This is a genomic window from Methanobrevibacter ruminantium (genome assembly GCF_016294135.1).
Classification (GTDB): domain Archaea; phylum Methanobacteriota; class Methanobacteria; order Methanobacteriales; family Methanobacteriaceae; genus Methanobrevibacter; species Methanobrevibacter ruminantium_A.
Map to the genome: position 1 here is coordinate 1 of NZ_JAEDCO010000031.1, position 19,406 is coordinate 19,406.

Annotated in this window: 17 protein-coding genes; 9 read left to right on the plus strand and 8 right to left on the minus strand. The window is 32.2% G+C overall.

The window, feature by feature from the left end; all coding sequences use genetic code 11:
- The coding region (locus tag VW161_RS07130) for a ParA family protein (RefSeq protein WP_304088644.1) at window positions 1-344 on the minus strand (344 nt) is incomplete at its 3' end.
- A gap of 485 nt (window positions 345-829) precedes the next feature.
- Window positions 830-2,131 carry a TrpB-like pyridoxal phosphate-dependent enzyme gene (locus tag VW161_RS07135; RefSeq protein WP_304088641.1) on the minus strand — a complete coding sequence of 434 codons (1,302 nt, stop codon included), beginning with the start codon at window positions 2,129-2,131 and terminating at the stop codon, window positions 830-832.
- A 279-nt stretch (window positions 2,132-2,410) separates the two neighbouring features.
- On the opposite strand from VW161_RS07135, the gene VW161_RS07140 reads away from it, so the two are divergent.
- The 3 genes from VW161_RS07140 (at window position 2,411) to VW161_RS07150 (ending at window position 5,465) form a co-directional block, all read left to right on the plus strand.
- Complete coding sequence (locus VW161_RS07140; protein WP_325192839.1) at window positions 2,411-3,472, plus strand: DUF1786 domain-containing protein; 1,062 nt, start codon at window positions 2,411-2,413, stop codon at window positions 3,470-3,472.
- Between the two features lie 429 nt (window positions 3,473-3,901).
- A complete protein-coding gene (locus VW161_RS07145; protein ID WP_298534235.1) occupies window positions 3,902-4,567 on the plus strand; it encodes a PHP domain-containing protein in 666 nt (221 codons plus the stop codon).
- 40 nt (window positions 4,568-4,607) lie between these two features.
- A complete protein-coding gene (locus tag VW161_RS07150; protein ID WP_304088633.1) occupies window positions 4,608-5,465 on the plus strand; it encodes a DUF63 family protein in 858 nt (285 codons plus the stop codon).
- A gap of 114 nt (window positions 5,466-5,579) precedes the next feature.
- Here the strand turns inward: VW161_RS07150 and VW161_RS07155 are convergent, their stop codons facing one another.
- Both VW161_RS07155 and VW161_RS07160 read right to left on the minus strand, forming a co-directional pair.
- Entirely contained in the window at window positions 5,580-7,106 is a 1,527-nt protein-coding gene (locus VW161_RS07155) for a 2-isopropylmalate synthase (protein ID WP_304088646.1), read from the minus strand.
- 109 nt (window positions 7,107-7,215) lie between these two features.
- On the minus strand, window positions 7,216-8,331 hold the full coding sequence (locus VW161_RS07160; RefSeq protein ID WP_304088631.1) for a radical SAM protein: 1,116 nt from the start codon (window positions 8,329-8,331) through the stop codon (window positions 7,216-7,218).
- Window positions 8,332-8,625: 294 nt separating this feature from the next.
- Between VW161_RS07160 and VW161_RS07165 the strand changes: the two genes are divergently transcribed.
- The 4 genes from VW161_RS07165 (at window position 8,626) to VW161_RS07180 (ending at window position 14,770) form a co-directional block, all read left to right on the plus strand.
- Window positions 8,626-10,110 (plus strand): cobyrinate a,c-diamide synthase, encoded by a 1,485-nt coding sequence (locus tag VW161_RS07165; RefSeq protein WP_304088628.1) that lies wholly within the window; start codon window positions 8,626-8,628, stop codon window positions 10,108-10,110.
- An 881-nt stretch (window positions 10,111-10,991) separates the two neighbouring features.
- Window positions 10,992-11,687 (plus strand): hypothetical protein, encoded by a 696-nt coding sequence (locus tag VW161_RS07170; RefSeq protein WP_325192840.1) that lies wholly within the window; start codon window positions 10,992-10,994, stop codon window positions 11,685-11,687.
- 826 nt (window positions 11,688-12,513) lie between these two features.
- Window positions 12,514-13,659 carry an oligosaccharide repeat unit polymerase family protein gene (locus VW161_RS07175; RefSeq protein ID WP_325192841.1) on the plus strand — a complete coding sequence of 382 codons (1,146 nt, stop codon included), beginning with the start codon at window positions 12,514-12,516 and terminating at the stop codon, window positions 13,657-13,659.
- The gene (locus VW161_RS07180) at window positions 13,649-14,770 is read left to right on the plus strand and encodes a hypothetical protein (protein ID WP_325192842.1); all 1,122 of its coding nucleotides are present in this window, start codon (window positions 13,649-13,651) and stop codon (window positions 14,768-14,770) included. Before VW161_RS07175 ends, VW161_RS07180 begins: the two co-directional genes overlap by 11 nt.
- 49 nt (window positions 14,771-14,819) lie before the next feature.
- Here the strand turns inward: VW161_RS07180 and VW161_RS07185 are convergent, their stop codons facing one another.
- A complete protein-coding gene (locus VW161_RS07185) occupies window positions 14,820-15,134 on the minus strand; it encodes a TIGR04076 family protein (RefSeq protein ID WP_304087140.1) in 315 nt (104 codons plus the stop codon).
- A gap of 181 nt (window positions 15,135-15,315) precedes the next feature.
- On the opposite strand from VW161_RS07185, the gene VW161_RS07190 reads away from it, so the two are divergent.
- Window positions 15,316-15,957, plus strand: a complete 642-nt coding sequence (locus VW161_RS07190) for a YczE/YyaS/YitT family protein (RefSeq protein WP_304087142.1) — start codon at window positions 15,316-15,318, stop codon at window positions 15,955-15,957.
- Window positions 15,958-16,192: 235 nt separating this feature from the next.
- Window positions 16,193-17,023, plus strand: coding sequence for a F420-dependent methylenetetrahydromethanopterin dehydrogenase (locus VW161_RS07195; RefSeq protein ID WP_304087145.1), 831 nt, complete (start codon window positions 16,193-16,195; stop codon window positions 17,021-17,023).
- 331 nt (window positions 17,024-17,354) lie between these two features.
- On the opposite strand, the gene hisB is transcribed toward VW161_RS07195, so the two are convergent.
- From hisB to VW161_RS07210, 3 genes are all read right to left on the minus strand, one after another.
- The gene (hisB, locus tag VW161_RS07200) at window positions 17,355-17,933 is read right to left on the minus strand and encodes an imidazoleglycerol-phosphate dehydratase HisB (protein WP_304087147.1); all 579 of its coding nucleotides are present in this window, start codon (window positions 17,931-17,933) and stop codon (window positions 17,355-17,357) included.
- Between the two features lie 103 nt (window positions 17,934-18,036).
- Window positions 18,037-18,267, minus strand: coding sequence for a 4Fe-4S binding protein (locus tag VW161_RS07205; protein ID WP_325192843.1), 231 nt, complete (start codon window positions 18,265-18,267; stop codon window positions 18,037-18,039).
- A 64-nt stretch (window positions 18,268-18,331) separates the two neighbouring features.
- The gene (locus VW161_RS07210; protein ID WP_304087150.1) at window positions 18,332-19,024 is read right to left on the minus strand and encodes a TOBE domain-containing protein; all 693 of its coding nucleotides are present in this window, start codon (window positions 19,022-19,024) and stop codon (window positions 18,332-18,334) included.
- Between the last annotated feature and the right edge of the window lie 382 nt (window positions 19,025-19,406).

The window sequence follows — 19,406 nt, forward strand, 5'->3', positions numbered from 1 at the left end:
ATCGGTTCAAGCAAGTTCTTTAAAGCTATATGATAATTCGCTTCCTTGCTCAATTCCACTTCAATACCGCTTAAGTCGATATTGCTTGGAAGTATGAACAGGTTTTCGATTTTTGTAGGAATAGTAGCTTTTTGAACACTGCATTCGTTTACTAAAGCTGTGTATACAGTTTTCTTGATTTCAGTTTTATTTATTCCAAAACTTGTTGTAGCGTTAGCTTGCGGATCCATATCAACTACAAGAACTGCCTTTCCCATAGCAGCAAGTGATGTTGCCAAATTCACTACAGTTGTAGTCTTTCCACATCCGCCTTTCTGATTCATTACGGCAATAGTTTCTCCCATTATATTAATTCTCCTTAGTATTTTTTCTTAAAATAAAGTGATTTTTCTTAAATTTTTTAAATTATAATGAATTACTTAGAAGTTTTTTCTTAGCACTTATTAGTTATCACTTAGTAATTATTACTTCTCAGTTATTACTTATATATTATAATTTATAAGTTATACTATATAAGTTTTAAGTTATATCTTATTACTTTTACTTTATAATTTATCATTTATAAGTTTTTAGTTTTAAGTTATTTCTTATAATTTTATAAGTTATTAGTTATAACTTATAACTTATAATTATAAATTATCATAAAAAATAAGAAAAATATAAGAAAAAATACCTAAAAATAGACGAAAATATTAGAAAATATTAGAAAAAATTCATTAAAAAGAGAGAAGTTATCACTTATAAGTGATAACAAGAGTTTTTGTTTGTATAAAATAAGTATTCTATGTAAAAATCAAAAAAATATAAGAAAAAATAATGGAATGGAAATCTATTTGGAGTTTTCCATAGATCCATCCATATAACTTGCGTAACCTTTGAAGTCCAATAAACCATGGCCAGAGAAGTTAACAACAATAGTTTTCTCTTCACCAGTTTCCTTACATTTTTTAGCTTCATCAATAGCTGCCTTGATTGCATGGTTTGTTTCAGGTGCTGGAATGACTCCTTCGCACATTGCAAACATTTTACCTGCTGCAAACACATCTCTTTGGTGAACTGCTACAGGTTTGATGTAGCCTAAGTCTCTAAGCAAGGATACTTGAGTGTTCATACCGTGGTATCTAAGTCCCCCTGCATGTACAGAAGGAGCAACGAAGTTGTGTCCTAATGTAAACATCTTCAAGAGAGGAGTGAATCCAACTTCATCACCAAAGTCGTATCTGTATTCCCCTTGAGTCAATGTAGGACATGCAGAAGGTTCTACAGCAATGAATTCAGTATCGGAATTACCTTGGATCTTATCCTTTATGAATGGGAACAAGGATCCACCGAAGTTACTTCCTCCACCAACACAAGCAATCATTGTATCTGGCTCTTCTTCAACTTTTTCAAGCTGCAATTTAATTTCCTGACCGATTGTAGTTTGATGCAAGATAACGTGGTTCAATACACTTCCTAATGTGTATTTTACTTTATCATCGGTTAAAGCATCCTCTACAGCTTCAGAAATAGCTATTCCAAGGGAACCTGGAGTGTCTGGATGTTCTGCAAGAACTTTTCTACCCACTTCGGTATGTTCACTTGGGGAAGCATGAACCTCTCCGTCATACAATTGCATGATTGTTTTTCTGAAAGGCTTTTGATTATATGAAACCCTTACCATATAAACGGTACAATCGATTCCCATCATGGAAGCTGCAAGGGATAAAGCGGTACCCCATTGTCCTGCACCGGTTTCTGTGGTAATTCTTTCAATACCTTCCTTTTTAGCATAGTATGCTTGAGCTATTGCACTGTTTAACTTGTGACTTCCGGTAGGGGATGTATCTTCCCGCTTATAATAGATTTTTGCGGGCGTATTAAGTTTTTCTTCCAATCCTCTTGCTCTAACTAAAGGAGTAGGTCTTCCTAATCTTTGGTAGAGTTCCCTTACTTCTTTTGGGATACTAATGTATCTGTCAGTAGCGAACTCTTGATTAAGACATTCGTTTACGAATATTTGAGGTAATGTGCTTATTTGATCTTTTCCTTCACTGTTTTTAGGAGCAGGAAGTTCTACAGGTAAATCAGCGTTAATATTATACCATTTGGTTGGTACTTCGTCATTAGATAAATCAATTCTGTATTGCATAATATCACTTTTTGTTTTTTAAATAATCTATTGTAAAAATTCTTAAAGAATGGAATCATAATCATTCTGTACTAATATTATGTATAATGTACTATATAAAGCTTTGTAGTACATATTTGTACATTATAGTATTTAAATATTAATCTCTTTAAGTTATATTTCTACCATTATTTTTAAGAAAAAAGAAATATTTAGCCATTATTTTTCAATTTAATGATTTTTATTCATTTTTTCATCAATTCAAAAAAATTTAAATATTTACAAAATAAATAAAAAACTATGAAAATTTTAGCTATTGATGTAGGAACCGGTACTGAAGACATCTTATTGTATGACAGTGAAAAAGAGATAGAAAATTCAATGAAATTGGTCATTCCGTCTCCCCATTTAACCATTGGCCAGATGATATCAGAATGTGAAAGTGACATTTACTTTGGTGGCGTCATCATGGGAGGGGGAAAGATCAAGGATAGATGTCTTGAACATATGGAAAAAGGATATAAGGTCGTTTTTGAAGATTTGGCGGCAAGAACAATCCGTGACAATATAGATCAAGTAAAGTCTTATGGATTTGAAATAGCAGAGGATAATGCATATGAAAATGATCCTACCTATTCCAATTATGCAAAAATTTCATTAAAAGACGTTGATGTAAACCATTTAATTGACATATTCTCTTCTTTTGACCTTGACTTGAGCGTGGATGAGCTCATTGTAGCTGTTCAAGATCATGGATACAGTGATGATATGGGAGATAGAGACTTCAGATTCGAGAAAATCAAGGAAAAGCTTCCAGAACCTATGGAGCCGGAAACATTTGCAATGGAAGCTGAAGAAGTTCCTGAATACTTTACAAGAATGCAATCCGTCATCAAGTCATTAGCTAAAGAGAATCCTGAATTCAAGCCGGTTCTCATGGATACCAAGTTTGCATCAATCGCTGGAGTATGCTACGATAAGGAAGTTCTAAAGCTAAACAGCTTTGTTGTTATGGATATAGGCAATGGACATACTACTGTAGCATCAATTGAAGACGGTAAAATACAAGGAGTATTCGAGCACCACACAAGAGATTTAACCTCTCAAAGACTTGAAGAACTAGTCTTAGCCCTTGCTGACGGAACAATCAAGCATGAGGATGTCCATAGTGAAGGAGGGCACGGCGCATTTGCATTGAATCCTATATCTAAATTGGAAAAGGTAATTGTTGCTGGCCCAAAAAGAGCATTGATTGAAGGCACAGATCTTGACTATTATCATGCAGCTCCAGGTGGAGATGTTATGATGACCGGTACTGTTGGCCTTGTAAAGTCAATGGAATTCCTAAGAAAAAATAAATAAAAAAATAATAAAATATTAAATAAGATTATAAATTATATAATTAAATTATTAATATAATTAGATTTAATAATTTTAAATAAATTTAAATAAATTAATTATAATTTTATTTATCTTATATATTTACACGCATTTTTTCTTATTTTTCTATTTTTTTCAGTTACTTTTATCCTTTATTCGGTAATTTTTTTTCTAAAATTTCATCATTTCCCAGTTACTTTTTTATTTTTCCTTGCAACTTTTTTGAATATACAGTAAATTTTTTTTACAATATATTTTGAGTAGCAGTGAAATTTTTCATCGATATTATCATTGATATTTTCTTGATATTTGGGAATATATAAAAAAAGTTTATAATGGATTAATACTAATATAACAATTGATAATATTAATTAATAACAATTTTATTTTATACAATAAACGAGGCATAATATGAAATTTGATCCACATATCCATAGTGTTTATTCAGGTGATTCCCGTTCAGAAGTAATAGACATTCTAATAGAAGCTGAAAAGAAAGGGCTAGATGCTATTGCAATCAGTGATCATAATGAAATTGAAGGTTCAAGACTTGCAAGGTCTTATGGCGGCAATATCATTGTAGTTCCATCTATAGAAATATCTTCTGACAAAGGCCATATTTTAGGATTAGGTGTGGATGAAATCATTCCAAAGGGACTATCTGCTGTAGAGACTGTAGACAGGATTCATGATGCAGGTGGACTTGCAATTGTTCCTCATCCATTTTCATATTATAGGCATGGGCTTTTCTGCAATGTTGACAAGAATCTTGTTGTCGATGGTGTGGAAACAAAAAATGCAAGGTACATTTTCGGATACTCCAACAAGCAGGCAGAAACATTGGCATACAATAAAAGGCTTGCAACCTTAGGTGCTAGTGACTCTCATTTTCTAAAGTCAGTTGGAGATGCATTTACAGAAGTCAACACCAAGGGGGACGATTCTGTAGACGGTATCCTAAAAGCCATTAAGCATAGAAGATGCAAGGCTATGGGTCATAGAACAAGCAATTTCCTGATAGCTAAGGAAGTCTTTGTAAAGAAAGTCCTTAGAAGATATCCAAAAAGAGAAGAGTAATTATAAATTATCAAATTTTCAATGAGGTGTTGTTGATAATATGCCAACTGTAGACACTTTTCTTCCAGACATTATACAAAGCACTTTTTTCTCTGGATACACTGTTTTCAATACAGTGGTGTATACCTTGATTTTAGTGGTATTCATATTGGCAATTATCAAAATGTTTAAGAAGTTGGAGATTGACCCGCTATCAATTTTCTATTCAATCATCCCATTTATTTTTCTTGGATCATCCACTCGCGCTTTAGTTGATAATGGAGTTTATCCAAAAACAGTTTTTCTAATTACTCCAGGACTTTATATTCTTGTAGGATTGATAACAATCCTGTCATTCTTATTTTGCATATGCCTATTTACAAAAAAAGGGATTGATTACAGGTATTCGTTGTTTTCCATAGGAATAATTTTTTCATTGCCTAATATGATCTCATTCTCAAATGTGAATTCTACAGCAATAATTCATGTCATATTGACATGGATATTCACATCTTTGATATTTATTGGGCTCGTGTTTTTAGTTTTATATATTAAGAACAATATTCTTGACAGTATTGATAAGATTGACCTTTCCAAGTTCATTGCAAAAATGAAAAAATATAAAATCAATTTTTCAATTGTGCTAGCACATTTGTTCGATGCATCAACAACATATGTTGCTGTAGAATACTTCAATTATTCAGAACAGCATGTTTTACCAAATGCTCTAAATCAGTTATTCGATACATATCTTACTTTATTTCCTATGAAAATTATAGTAATCGTTGCAGTCTTATACATAATCGATCAATATTTCGATGACTTAACTATAAAAAATCTATTAAAATTAACAGTATTTGTATTAGGATTAGCCCCAGGTTTGAGGAATATTTTGACCATGGCTCTCGCAACAATATAAGTTAAAATTTAATAATTTTTTTTAATTATTTTATCCTTGAAAAAAAATAAAAGATAGAATTAGAAAAAAATTTTTTGTGATAAAAAAAGAAAATTTTTAAAATTAAAAAAAAGTTTAGCTATTTTTCTCAATAGCCAATAATCTGTTGATTGAGTTGATTACCGCAACTACACTTGAGATGATTACGTCCTCTCTTGTAGCTCTTCCTGTTGCCCTATGGCCCTCCTTGTCTGAAATCACTACAAAGGTTTCTGCCAATGCATCGGTACCACCGCTTACAGCCTCAAGTCTGTACTCTTCAAGGTTAATGTCAACGGTTTCCTTTACAAGTGACTTGATTGCACCGATAGCAGCATCAACTGGACCCACTCCAATCTGAGAGGTTTCAATGACTTTTCCTTCAATTGAAAGCCTTACAGTTGCTGTTGCAGATACAGATTCCCCAGTCATTACACTCATTCCAAGTAGCTTGATGTACTCTTTGCCACTTGTACTCAATTCTGTAATTGCAATTGATTTCAAGTCCTCATCTGTAATGCATTTACCTTTATCGCCAAGTGTTTTCACTTGATTGTAAATGTTTTCGAATTGCTTAGGACTTACCTCTATATTGAACTCTTCCAATTTGGACTTTATTCCAGCATGGCCGGTATGCTTTCCAAGGGCAATTCTTCTTTTGTGACCTACAAGTTCAGGGGGAATAGGTTCATATGTGGAACTGTTTTTCAATATTCCATCTACATGGATGCCTGATTCATGAGCGAATGCATTTTCCCCAACTATAGGTTTTGTAGGAGGCATCTTTATACCTGTAATGGATCCTATGAAATTGGAAGTGTCATAGAGTTTAGTTGTATCCACACCGATATTTGCTTCATAAGCAATCTTTAAGCTCACTACAAGTTCCTCTAGAGAGGTGTTTCCAGCTCTCTCACCGATACCGTTAATTGTACAATGAGCCTGATTTGCACCTTCTTCAATACCAATGATTGAATTTGATACTGCAAGTCCAAAGTCATTGTGGAAATGAAGGCTTATCGGAACATTGATTTTCTTTCTTAAAATCCTTATCAAATCTCTTGTAGTGGATGGAACTAGAATTCCTACAGTGTCGGGCACATTTATTATGTCTGCTCCTGCACCTTCAACACCTTTGTAGAATTCTATTAGGTAATTAAGTTCTGTTCTTGTAGCGTCTTCTGCTGAAAATTCCACAGTAAGGCCATGGTCCTTAGCATATTCAACCGCTTCAATAGCTTGATTCAATATTTCCTCTTTTGACTTTTTCAATTTATAGTCTCTATGAAGTGGGGAAGTTCCAATAAACAAATGTGCATATGATAAGTCAGAGTCGATCACTGCATCGATATCCTTTTTCAATACTCTTGCAAGACCGCATAAATTGGATTTGAATCCTAATTCCACCATTCTTTTAGCAGCCTTTCTTTCACCTTCTGATACAGTTGGAAAACCCATTTCTATGGTGTCCACTCCAAGCTCATCCAGCTTTTGAGCTATCTTAATTTTCTCATCTACTGTTAAAGCGATGCCTGGAGCCTGTTCCCCATCCCTTAAGGTTGTATCAAAGATTCTGATCTTATCAGGAATCTTCAATTCTTCCTTCACAACATCAATGTTTATTGCATTCATTTTTCCCTATCCTTTTTTGATTTAATAAGTTAATATCTATAATAAGTATAATGTATACTCTTAATTTTTTATTTTTTAGTATTTATTATTTTTAGTATTCTTAATAATTGTCTAAAGCTGACTGGTAGTTACCATCCAATTTAATGTATGGTTCAGCTCTTTTTACAACAACCCCAATTCTTTGAAGCTCTTCCAGTTTCTTGAATGGTTTGTTTTTGCGTATTGCCATAATTTTCCTTGCAGATTTAGGGCCGATTCCTGGCACTCGTATAAGTTTTTTATAGGAAGCGTAGTTAATTTCTACAGGGAAAATGTCCATTTCCCTTGCAGCCAATATCTTCGGATCTTCCTTTAAGGATAATTTGTCATTCTCATCAAATACAAGTTCCTTCACATCAAACTTATAATCGCTTATCAAGGCATCAGCATGATAGAGTTTTGCAGTTCTATCTGTATTGCAGGATTCCTTTTTCTCAAATTCTGTTCCTTCTACAGGTGAAAATGCACTGAAGTAGCTACGTCTCAAGTCCACTTTCTTATACAGGCTTTCCATTCTTTTAAGGATTTCAAGGTCTGTTTCATCATTTGCACCTACAATCAATTGTGTGGTATGGCCGGATTTTGCAAAGCTTGGATTCTTTCTAGCTATTTCATTCATCCAATCAAGCCTTTTTAGAATATCCTTGTTGTAATCCTTTGTGCTTGTGATTTCATTAAGGCCATCTTTTGTAGCGGCTTCAATGTTTAGGCTTACCCTATTTGCCAAACTCATTGCCCTTTTGATGGAATCCTTTGATGCACCAGGAATGATTTTAAGATGTATGTAATCATCATATCCATAGTCCTTTCTTAGTATCCTTGCAGTCTCTATGGTCTTTTCCATCGTGTTGTCTATTGTATCTCCAATTCCGGAACTTAAAAATAGACCATTTACATAACCGTTGTTGTAGTAATGAAGGAATGCTCTTGAAAGCTCTTCAGGACTTAATTCAAGACGGGTGAAATTGCGTTTGCTTTGGTTTATGCAATATTTGCAGTCGTTTTTGCACTTGTTTGTCATCAATGTCTTAAAGAGGGGTATCTTGCATCCATTATGTCCAGTGGCATGATAAATCCCAGGGAGATTCACCTGTGAGCTCTTGCTATGGCTGACATAATCGCACAGATCATATTGTGCATTATCTGCCAAAACCTGCATTTTTTCTAATGTAGACATAATTTCCCTCTTATTTTTATTTTTAAGTGCTGAAATTTTATTAAAAAAATTATTCTATTTTATAATTTTTATAAAGATGCTTTTTTATAAATCTTCTGATTATTAATATCTATAATTATTATCTTTATTTATATTAATAAATTTTAACAATGCAACTTATCGGTTTTTTTTAATTATCACTTTTTTTAAAAAATCCCTAATTTTTATTATTTTTATCAAAAATCAATTAAGATTTAAAACAATTCATTCTAGGGATAAGAAAATTATATATAAAATATATGCTAATTTAATATTATGAAAGTCGTACTAGCTGGAACTGGAAGTGCTGTTGGAAAAACAACTATTTCTACAGGAATCATGAAAGCACTTCAAGATGAAAATGTTCAACCATTTAAGGTTGGCCCTGATTTTATTGACCCTTCTTACCATACAATTGCTACAGGCAATGTATCAAGGAACTTGGATTCATTTTTCATGGATGAGTTTCAAATAATCAATTCATTTGAAAGGGCACTCAAGATATCCAAGTCCAATATGGGAATTATTGAAGGTGTAAGAGGCCTATATGAAGGTATCAGTCCTATCAGTGATATAGGTAACACTGCCTCAATTGCAAAGGCTTTAGATGCTCCTGTAGTACTTCTTATGGATTCAAGAAGCTTGGTGAAAAGTGCGGCTGCTGTTGTGTTAGGATTCAAGGCTCTTGACCCTGATGTACGTATAGAAGGAGTTATCTTGAATAAGGTCAAAGGCCAAAGGCATTTCCTAAAGGCAAAGGAGTCTGTTGAAAAGTTAGCAAATGTTCCAGTCATAGGAGGCATTCCAAGAAATGAAGAGATTGCAGTGGAAGAAAGGCATCTTGGTTTGGTTCCAGCTCTTGAAAAGGAAAAGATCAATAGGAATATTGAACTTTGGGGGCATATTGCTGAGGAATATATAGACCTGGATGCTCTAAAGGATATTATGAAAACATCCAGCAAATCTGCTGTAAAAGACAATATGAATAAGTCCATTGAATCTATGGAAGATGATTATAATCAAGGCCATCGTGTAGATTTATCCATTCATGAGGATGAATTCAATAGGGAGCATAATGAGGCCATTAATCTTGAGGTCACCAATGGCTCCAAACCTGGAGAGCTGTGGAAAACAGGCAATAATGCACCTATTAAGATTGGTGTAGCTATTGATGAAATCTTCACTTTCTATTATAAGGAAACATTGGAATCCCTTGAGGAAAATGGGGCTAAGATAGTTCCATTCAGCCCATATAAGGATGAGGAAATTCCAGATGTTGATGCCCTTTACATTGGTGGAGGCTACCCTGAAGTGTTCAAGAAGGAATTGTCTGAGAATGAATCCATGCTAAAATCCATCAATAAGTTCCATAAGGAACATAGGCCAATATATGGTGAATGCGGTGGATTGATTTATTTATCAGAGTCTATTGACGGCTTAGGAATGGTTAATGCAATCCCATACAGTGCAGAAATGACTCCTAGAGTTCAAGGATTGAATTATGTTGTAGCAAGATCAAATAAGGATAATCTCATATCTGAAAAAGGAGATATTTTCCGTGCACATGAATTCCATTACACCAAACTCAACATTGACAGAACTGATGAGCTTGTTTTTGATGTACTCAGAGGAAGAGGTGTATTGAATAATATGGATGGAGTCAGCATTGGAAACACTTTAGCCAATTACATTCACATTCACGCTTGTTCATGTCCTAACTTTGCATATAATTTCACTAAGAACATAGCAGAGTTGGACTGAAATTTTATTTTTTCTTTAACTTTTTAATATTATTATTTCTATTTCTATTTTTTATTTCCATGAACTTTTTTTAAAATTTATTTTAGTATAATGTATACGATTTTTTCTTAAATTTTTTTACAATATACAAAATTTTTGAATTTTTCATAAAATTTTTCTCATAAAAAAGTATTACTTTATGATCAATGAGGATTTTTTCCTTTTCAATTTTCAAATTTGAAAATCTATTTAAATTTATTATTTTATTTTGAAACTTGAGTTTTTTTAGCTATTTTTTTAAATAACTATAATTAATCTTTATTTTTTTAAAATAATTATTTTAAACTATTTTTTATATCAATTTTTTCAATGCCTTTTGTAACTTTTTGTAGATACAACGTTAACTCAATGTTATTACATGCTATATTTTTGTACATTTATGTATATGGATTCAGTATTTTTTACTACTTTTTCTAAATTTTTAAATTATGGCTGGGATCTTCAATTTTTTCAATAAATCTTCATGATAATATCATTTGGGTTTCTGCAGATTTTTTGAAAATTTCATTTCACATTTTGTAACTCAAATTTTACACTTGAAATGGCACCCGCTATTTTTTTCACCTTTTTTCAAATTTTCAGATTTTCTCAAAAAAGTGATAACTCAAATTATCACAGCTAAACTATTGATGTAATATCATTATGACTCCTCATCATTTTTTTATAATTTTTTTCAATTTTTTGAGTTACAAATTTATTTTTTTTATAGTTTTTTAAATTAAGTTTATATGCAATGAGCTAACATATATAATAATGTTGATAATTTTTTATTTTATGATTATATTATCAATTTAAAAAAAATTTCTTTGATAATATCAATTTTTTCAATACGAAGGTATTTTATGTTAGAAAAGGAAGTCAAACAATATAAGAGAGGAAACAGTTTCACTTATCGTATCGACCTATCAAAAAAAGATAATTTTGAAGGTGGGGAGAAAGTAATGATTCTTAGGATAAGTGAATATGAATCTTACCTAAATGAGATCGATGATCTTAAAGCAAAAATTGACGATAATAAAAATACCATTTCAGACTTGAAGCAATCACGCAGTGAAGCGGATTCTTCCATAAATGAAATTATAGAACAAAGGAATCAGGAGATTTCAGATAAGAATAAGGAAATCATGGACCTGGTTGAAGAAAACAAATCTGCCATTGCAAAATGCTATGAAATTATTGATGAAAAAGATCAGCTTATCAAACAGGCTAATGAAGAGATTAGGCTTGAAAGGGCTAAGTCAGATTTAGCGATGCAAAAGGCTGAGGAAAATCTCCTTGAAGAGAGGAAAAGACATGATGAACTTGTTTTAGAAAAGGACAAGGAGTTGCATAATGTTAACCAGCAGCTTCAGGACAGCCTTAAAGAAATCGCTTATAAAGACCAATTGTTAACTGCTGATAGGCTTTTAATCGACAGATATAAAAACAGAAGCTTCATTGACCGTCTCTTAAACAGACAACCTGATGACAGTGACTTGCAAATTGACAGCAAGCCAAAGGAAACTTATGTCTTGGAAGCTGAAAAACAAGATGATTAATTCAAGCTTTTTGACTCGTCAAAAACCTTGACCAAACTTTTTTCTATTTTTAACTTATATTACTTTTTATTATTCTTTTTTCATTATCTTTTCATTATTTTTTTATTCTCTTTTTATTTCTCTTTTTATTATAAATATTGCATCTACTTTTCAATGTCATGTTATCTTCAATTCATATTCATTTTTGATCTATTGAGTTGCATTTTTTCACATATTTTCATTGTAACTCTTAGACATAAATTTCAACTGTATAATGAGTTAACCTGTTATTATCATTTTTTGCCAATTTTAGGGCCAGAAATTCCTTGACGTAAGTTTCAAGTGTAAATTTTTTTGCAATTTTTCAAATATTTTTCAAATGTCATTATCAAAACATAATCATGTTAATTTATTTTCATCATCATTTCAAATCTTTTGTAATAACATCTATTTTGAGGATTTTTTCCACTCAAAAATGATATTATCACGAAATTTTCATAAATTTTTCAATTTTTTTCAAGATCCTTATCAAAATTTCATGATTTTTGTATTACTTGGCGATTTTTTTATCTATTGGAACATTTGTTTTATAGTTTTAAAATTATTTTCTAAAAAAAACATCTTTTTTTCAATATCTTGTATACTTTTTATTTTCACAAAATATTTTTCGATACACTTTTTTCCTGTTCAATGGAAAAATTTTTCCAATTTTTTTTGAGTAAGATGATTTCAATGACATTCAAAATCCTTAAGCTTGATTTAAAAATTTCTTAATTAATTTCCCATTTAATAAACTTATATAATAGTTTCAACAAACTCTAAAATAACGCTTATATAAGGGGTTTTTATGAACTTTAATTTTAAAAACGGAAATTTTGATCTATTCAATCCACTGATAGTTGTAGTGATGGCAATATTGTTCCTCATCATAGCTATGCCTATGTGGTATTTCTACCAGGAATTGCCTTCTCCCAATTTAGATTTGTATCTTTATATTGGATTAGGGCTCTTGTTCTTTATTTTTAGCGCTTTTGCATCTAACTACATCTTAAGTAAAAGCTTTAAAATCGATGTGGATTCAACCCCTAAAAAAATTTTCAGCACTGAGAAATTATCATTATTTGATTCATATTCAAAAAATGAATTGATTATTGTAGCACTGGTTTTATTAGGCATTTTGCTGCAGGTTATAAACATCGCTTTATTAGGTGGCATACCACTTTTCTCTGCTACATTAAAGGCGAAGGCTGCAACAAAAATTTGGCTTGTATCCTACATTATTTTCCTGCCATCCATAAATGTTCTGCTTGCAAAATACAATAGAAAATCACATTATCTATTATTGCTCATCGGCTTGGTCTTGTTTGCCCTAACTGGATATAGGACCACTCCTATTGCAATCATGCTATCTGCACTCATAACCTTGTACTATACAAGGGATATTGATGTGAAATACATTATTTTAGCTATCTTAGCTATTGCAGTGGTGCTTTTGGCAGTTGGATTCATTGCAGTTCAAGCCATCACCTGGCAGCACTGGTCTTTAAATCCAATTGAATTGGTGTCTTATAGGGCAGCATTTACATTGAATATACTCTCAAAAGCCATCGAGAATCAATGTGCCACTATGGGCAATCTATTCTACACAACATTGACAGGATTCTTTACACATTCAGATGCAAGAGTTTTGGTTGGCCAGGCTACATTAGGACAGGTTCATTCCATAACATCTACAATTTTCGGCCCTGCATTGCTTGATTTTGGTATTGTGGGAATGATTCTGCAAATGTTTTTATTAGGCCTTATCCTAAAGACATTACACAGCATACAGAATTACAAGAAAGAGATCTTTACAGCATTTTACGGAATTTTGCTTGCACAAACAATCATCTGGATAGAGACAGGCCCAACTGATATTGTTGTATGGCTATTCTATTTGATTGGCATTTTCCTCATCATCCATTTCCTAAGGGGTGCAAATCATGAAATCTAAAAATATAGCTATTGCAGGAGAGATCACTCCATCCAAAACAATCATTCCAATCATTGAAAAGTTAAGGGAGATGGAGAATGAAGGTGAATTAAGCTTCAAGATCAATAAGATAATCGGGCTTTATCATGGAGAATCTTCAAGGGATTTCCTTGAACCTTATTGTGATGAAACATATTCTATTGGAGAAGGCAGAAGAGGGAAAAAGAATTCTCTTGGAAAATTGGCATATCTCATTTCAAAGGATATCCTAAAGGCATTCAATGCACTTAAGGGAGGGGGCATTGGTTTATTGATCACTGCAGGGAATGCAGGGGATGTTAGAAAAGCCATTGTAGCTGCAATTATCTTGCAAATTCCGGTTTTGCATATTGAGCAGGATATCTACAATCCTATTGAAGTCATTTCACAAGCGAATCTTGTAACAGTTCCTTCCAAGGGATATGAGGAGTATCTGGAGAAGAACTATAAGCTTAATAATGTTGTCAATATCAACGGTTATCCTATGGCGAAATATGTTGATGACTATATAAAAGAAAACAATTTAATCGATAAGGATGAAATCTACGGAGAATATGGGATGAAGGAATTTGTCCTTGTTGTTCTTGGTGGAGATTTGAAGGATGATGATATTGAGCCATTGATTAGGGCTGTTGAAGAGCTTAATCTAAAAGCCTTGATTGCACCTTACAGATTTGATAGGAATATGGTTAAGGAATTGGTCTTGTCACCAAACATCAAGGTTTTGCCTCAATATGTTGATATGTTAAGCTTCATGAATGCGGCATCACATTTGATATATGCTGCAGGTATGGGAATGACCATTGAAGCAGGAGTATTCAATATTCCATCATTAAAAATAGAAGGATTCCATAAAACTCATGGAAGTGTGGATTTGGCTAAGGAACTTAACATACCAATCGTAAAAATAGAAGAAATTTCTGAGGCATTTGAGAATCTACCAGACCAAAAGGAATCAGATCTTGTAAAAAATAGTGAGATAGCTATTGAAAGGGTAGTGGATTTGATAAATGATTTTGATGAAAAATCATTCAAAAGAAGCGGATTTAAATCCACTAAGCAAATTTGGAACAGTAGAAAAGTATACAGATGATTTTATCTTTCACTTTTCTTCTAATTTTTTTATTTTTCAATTTCTTTTTTTAATCAGCATCCTCATCCATGGTTTCAATCAAAAAACTTACAGGACGGAATCCATCGTTGCATGAGATCATTGCTGATTTCTTATTCTTCATCCAACCATCGTAAAGGTCTTCTGCTCCATTAGCCAAAGCCATTACAAATGGGGATAATACTTCCCATGCACTAGGGCAGAAATCTTCTGGCTTTTCCCAACCATTAGCTATGAAGACATCTCCACATTCAACATCGCATTCATGTTCCAATGGATTTTCATACTTTTCAATCAAGTCATCATGCCTTACTTTCTTCATGACTGTAATCTTAACTTTTTTCAACTCATTCACCTAAAAACTTTAGTCTGTTTTTAATTATTTTTTATCTCTTATCATTTAAATATTTTAAAAATCAAAACCAAATCAATACTTAAACTCCTCATCAAAAAATTTTAAATATCATAATCCCTTTAAATTTAAAATGGAATACTATTTTTTTTCAATTGATAGGAAAGGTTTTAGAATGGATAAAAAATTAATCATCAGATACATTTTACTTATTCTCGGGGTGACTATAATGTCTTTAGGCATTGCATTATCCCTTAAGTCCACTTTAGGCACTCCTCCTATATCATGCATTCCTGCTGTTCTAGCTGTTGCTTTTCCTTGGACTGTAGGAGAATTCACCATAGTTTTCAATGCGTTGCTTGTCATATTCCAAATGGTTCTTTTAAGAAAAATAACACTATCGCAAATAGCCCAAATGCTTGTATGCATTCTATTTGGCTATATGATTGACTTTAACTTAAGTTTTATTGATTTCATCAATCCAACAATGTATATAAGTCAATGGATCTTGCTTATAGTAAGCTGTCTTGTTCTTGCATTCGGGCTTGTCATTGAAGTAAAGTCAGACATTACAATGCTCCCTGGAGACGGTGCTGTAGTGGCAATAGGTGAAGTGCTTAACAAGGATTGGGGTAAGGTCAAGCCATTTTTCGATGTTACAGTTGTAAGCATAGGTGTCATTTTGGCATTGGTATTCATAGGCCACCTTGAGGGGGTTCGTGAAGGAACCATTTTTTCAGCTATTACAGTTGGTTTCATCATTCAGTTTTACAATAAGGCTTTCGGATACAAGCTAGATAATTACTTAGAGAAATAATCAATTTTTTCATAAAATTTTAACCTAAATTCTTTTAGATTTTCACTTAAATCTTTCAATTTCTTTAAAATCCTTAATCATTCTTTTTTCTTAAAAATAATCCTTATTTGCCCTTTATTTTTCATTGATTTTTCAGTAAATTCACAAAACTCATATTCTATTATATAAATGTTTTGTTTTGATTTTTTACATTAACTTTATAATAAGTAAATAATATAAATATACTTGTGATATTATGGTAGTTAAAATCGCTATATTAAGAAGTGGTAATATTGGTACTTCACCAATATTAGATTTATTATTAGACGAAAGAGCAGACAGACCAAACATCGACGTAAGAGTATTTGGATCTGGAGCAAAAATGAACCCTGAACAAGTCGAAGACGTTGTACCTAAATTCAAACAATTCGACCCTGACTTCTGTATTTTCATTAGCCCAAACCCAGCAGCACCTGGTCCAGCTAGAGCAAGAGAATTATTATCTGCAGAAGATATTCCTGCTATTATCATCGGTGACGCTCCTGGTAAAGGTAAGAAAGATGAAATGGACGAACAAGGTTTAGGTTACATTATTGTAATGGCAGACCCAATGATCGGTGCAAAAAGAGAATGGTTAGACCCAACTGAAATGGCTATTTTCAACGCTGACATCATTAAGGTATTAGCAGAAACCGGTGCTTTAAGATTAGTACAAAAAACCATTGACGGTGTAATCGAAGCTGTTGAAGCAGGTAACGAAATCGAATTACCTAAACTCATTGTAACTGCTGAAAAAGCTGTAGAAGCTGCTAAATTCCAAAACCCATACGCAAAAGCAAAAGCTATTGCTGCATACGAAATGGCTGGCGCTGTAGCAGGTTTAGACATGAAAGGTTGTTTCATGACCAAAGGTTTCGAAAACTTCATTCCTTTAGTAGCTGCTGCTCATGAAATGGCTGCATGTGCAGCTGCATTAGCAGATGAAGCAAGAGAAATTGAAAAATCCAACGACACTGTATTAAGAACCCCTCACATGAAAGAAGGTAACGTTGGTTGCAAAGTTGATTTAATCAGCAAACCAGAATAAGTGTCGAGGATTTAAGTAGCTCTTTAGCTACTTATTTTTCTTTTTTCTTTTTTAAAACAAATTCAAATCAAATCAAAAAATCAAATCTCAAATCAAAATCAAAATTTACTTTTTTTCTTTTATTTTAACTCAATTTTAAAATTTCCTGCCGGAATATTTAATTCGTTAAAATACTAACATATTGTTTTTGAGTTTTTATTAAAAAAAAGTTAAAACAGTTTAAAAAAATAATTGTAAAAATTTGTAAATAATTATAAATAATTTAAAAATAATTTATAAGTGATAATAAATAATTAAAAAAAAGAAAGAATAAGGTTCTATAAGTTTTAACTTAAAGAACGCCTTTTGTACTTAAAATTTCATCATGCTCAATTTTACAGCCATCATACAATGATTTTGCAAATGCCTTGAAAAGAGCTTCTGCCTTGTGGTGATCATTTGCACCTTTACAGGTTCCATAGACATTGATCTTACCACTGGAAGCGAAGGATTCAAAGAAGTGAACTACAACATCACTGCTTAAGTCACCAATCTTGTCATGCTTGAAATCCAAGCCCATATTGCAGTAGCTGCGGCCGCTGATGTCTATTGCAACAGTTGCAACTGAATCATCCATAGGTACAATAGCGTGACCCATTCTTCTGATTCCTTTCTTGTCGCCAATCGCTTCTGTGAAAGCTTCACCTAACAATATGCCAACATCTTCTACAGTGTGGTGATCATCGATTTCAATATCACCAATTGCCTTTATCTTTAAATCCATAAAGCTGTGTTTGGAAAAGGATTCCAACATGTGGTTGAAGAAATTGACGCCGGTGTCAATATCATATTTTCCAGTTCCATCAATATTTAATTCTATTTCAATATCTGTTTCAGATGTCTTTCTTGAAACTTTAGCTATTCTAGTCATTGAATCACTCACTGATTAATTCTTAAGTATCATATAGTAAACATAGTAAACAATTTATGCTAAAATTTTAAACTATATTTAAATTAAAATAACGATTAATTATTTACTCGTCTGGTGCATTTCTCATAATTTTAATTGCATCTGGACCGCATTTCATTGCACATAATGTACAAACATGACAATAATCCAGGTTTGATACATGTGCAACAGTATCAATAGTCCAAATATATCCTCCTTTAGGACAAATCTCTTTACAATTTCCGCATGCAGTGCATTTGTCCTCATCAACTATAATCTTTAAAATAATATCACCATGAATAAATCTGTAAATAATCTTATTTTATTTAATCTATATAAAACTATGCTAAATCCTTAAAAATATTTTTCATTAAAATGAATTATAATTTTAAGGTAGCTATTGACAATGCCTTAAATCCAATGTAAACTTCTTTTCCCAAACTTAAATCAAGGTCCTTACCAGCAGATAAGGTGATGTCTGAGAAGATGTCCACTCCACCAATGTCAATTCTTACACGAACCATCTCATCTTGAAGTCTCATTTCAGTGACTTTTCCCTTGAAGATGTTTCTGATGCTGGATGCTTGAGGCTCCAACATAATGAAGATATTGTCATAGCTTATTAAAGCGAGAATCTTATCTCCAACTTTATATTCCTTTTTCAATGGGATAGTTATGACCAATTCATTCATTTGAATTTTCATAACTCCTTTTGTTTTGTCAACTTCAAGAATCTCCGCTTCAATCTCATTTGTTTCGCTGTGAAGTTCCATGATTGCATTGATCTTTTTGCATTCCTTTAGAATCTGCAAGCCCTCTTCGGTAAGAGTGGTGCTGCCTCCACCACCGCTTCCTCCTTTTTTAGTGTTTACAATAGCTATGTCCAATGTTGATTCTATCTTGTCGATATAGTTTAAAGCAGTTCTGTAGGAAATTTTAGAACGCTTAGCAGCATCTGTAATTGATTCGCTTTCATTTATATAAACCAACAGATTGAATTTCTTTTGATCCAATAGAAAAGAATTTCCATCTATATTAATCTTATATTCTACTCCCGCTTTTACCTCAGTCATTTTAATCGTCCCTTTTTACCTTATAATTATTTTTCAAAAATTACCCAGATTGATATTTAATATATGCTTTTTATTAATTAAACTTATTCATTTTTATCTACTATCGTACATAATTTTTAAATTAATCTTTGATTAAATTGAGTTTTAAGATAAAAAAAGAAAGGATATTTATTTTGCCACGTTATGATAAATATTCGTAATCGATAAATCATTTATAAGTGATTTGTTTAAAAAATCGATATGAATCTATTAAAAAAACAGAATAATGTTTAATCTGTTAATAAAAAAAGTAAAGAGAGTTAATAAAAAAAGTAAAGAGAGTTAATAAAAAAAGTAAAGAGAGAGTTAATAAAAAAGTAAAGATGAAGTTTATGGATTATCT

Coding starts and splice junctions, on each gene's coding strand:
- VW161_RS07170 (WP_325192840.1), top strand. CDS start 10,992: ATGTTAGAAAAGGAAGTCAAACAATATAAGAGAGGAAACAGTTTCACT.
- VW161_RS07210 (WP_304087150.1), bottom strand. CDS start 19,024: ATGACTGAGGTAAAAGCGGGAGTAGAATATAAGATTAATATAGATGGA.
- hisB (WP_304087147.1), bottom strand. CDS start 17,933: ATGACTAGAATAGCTAAAGTTTCAAGAAAGACATCTGAAACAGATATT.
- VW161_RS07160 (WP_304088631.1), bottom strand. CDS start 8,331: ATGTCTACATTAGAAAAAATGCAGGTTTTGGCAGATAATGCACAATAT.
- VW161_RS07165 (WP_304088628.1), top strand. CDS start 8,626: ATGAAAGTCGTACTAGCTGGAACTGGAAGTGCTGTTGGAAAAACAACT.
- VW161_RS07190 (WP_304087142.1), top strand. CDS start 15,316: ATGGATAAAAAATTAATCATCAGATACATTTTACTTATTCTCGGGGTG.
- VW161_RS07195 (WP_304087145.1), top strand. CDS start 16,193: ATGGTAGTTAAAATCGCTATATTAAGAAGTGGTAATATTGGTACTTCA.
- VW161_RS07150 (WP_304088633.1), top strand. CDS start 4,608: ATGCCAACTGTAGACACTTTTCTTCCAGACATTATACAAAGCACTTTT.
- VW161_RS07180 (WP_325192842.1), top strand. CDS start 13,649: ATGAAATCTAAAAATATAGCTATTGCAGGAGAGATCACTCCATCCAAA.
- VW161_RS07145 (WP_298534235.1), top strand. CDS start 3,902: ATGAAATTTGATCCACATATCCATAGTGTTTATTCAGGTGATTCCCGT.
- VW161_RS07140 (WP_325192839.1), top strand. CDS start 2,411: ATGAAAATTTTAGCTATTGATGTAGGAACCGGTACTGAAGACATCTTA.
- VW161_RS07175 (WP_325192841.1), top strand. CDS start 12,514: ATGAACTTTAATTTTAAAAACGGAAATTTTGATCTATTCAATCCACTG.
- VW161_RS07135 (WP_304088641.1), bottom strand. CDS start 2,131: ATGCAATACAGAATTGATTTATCTAATGACGAAGTACCAACCAAATGG.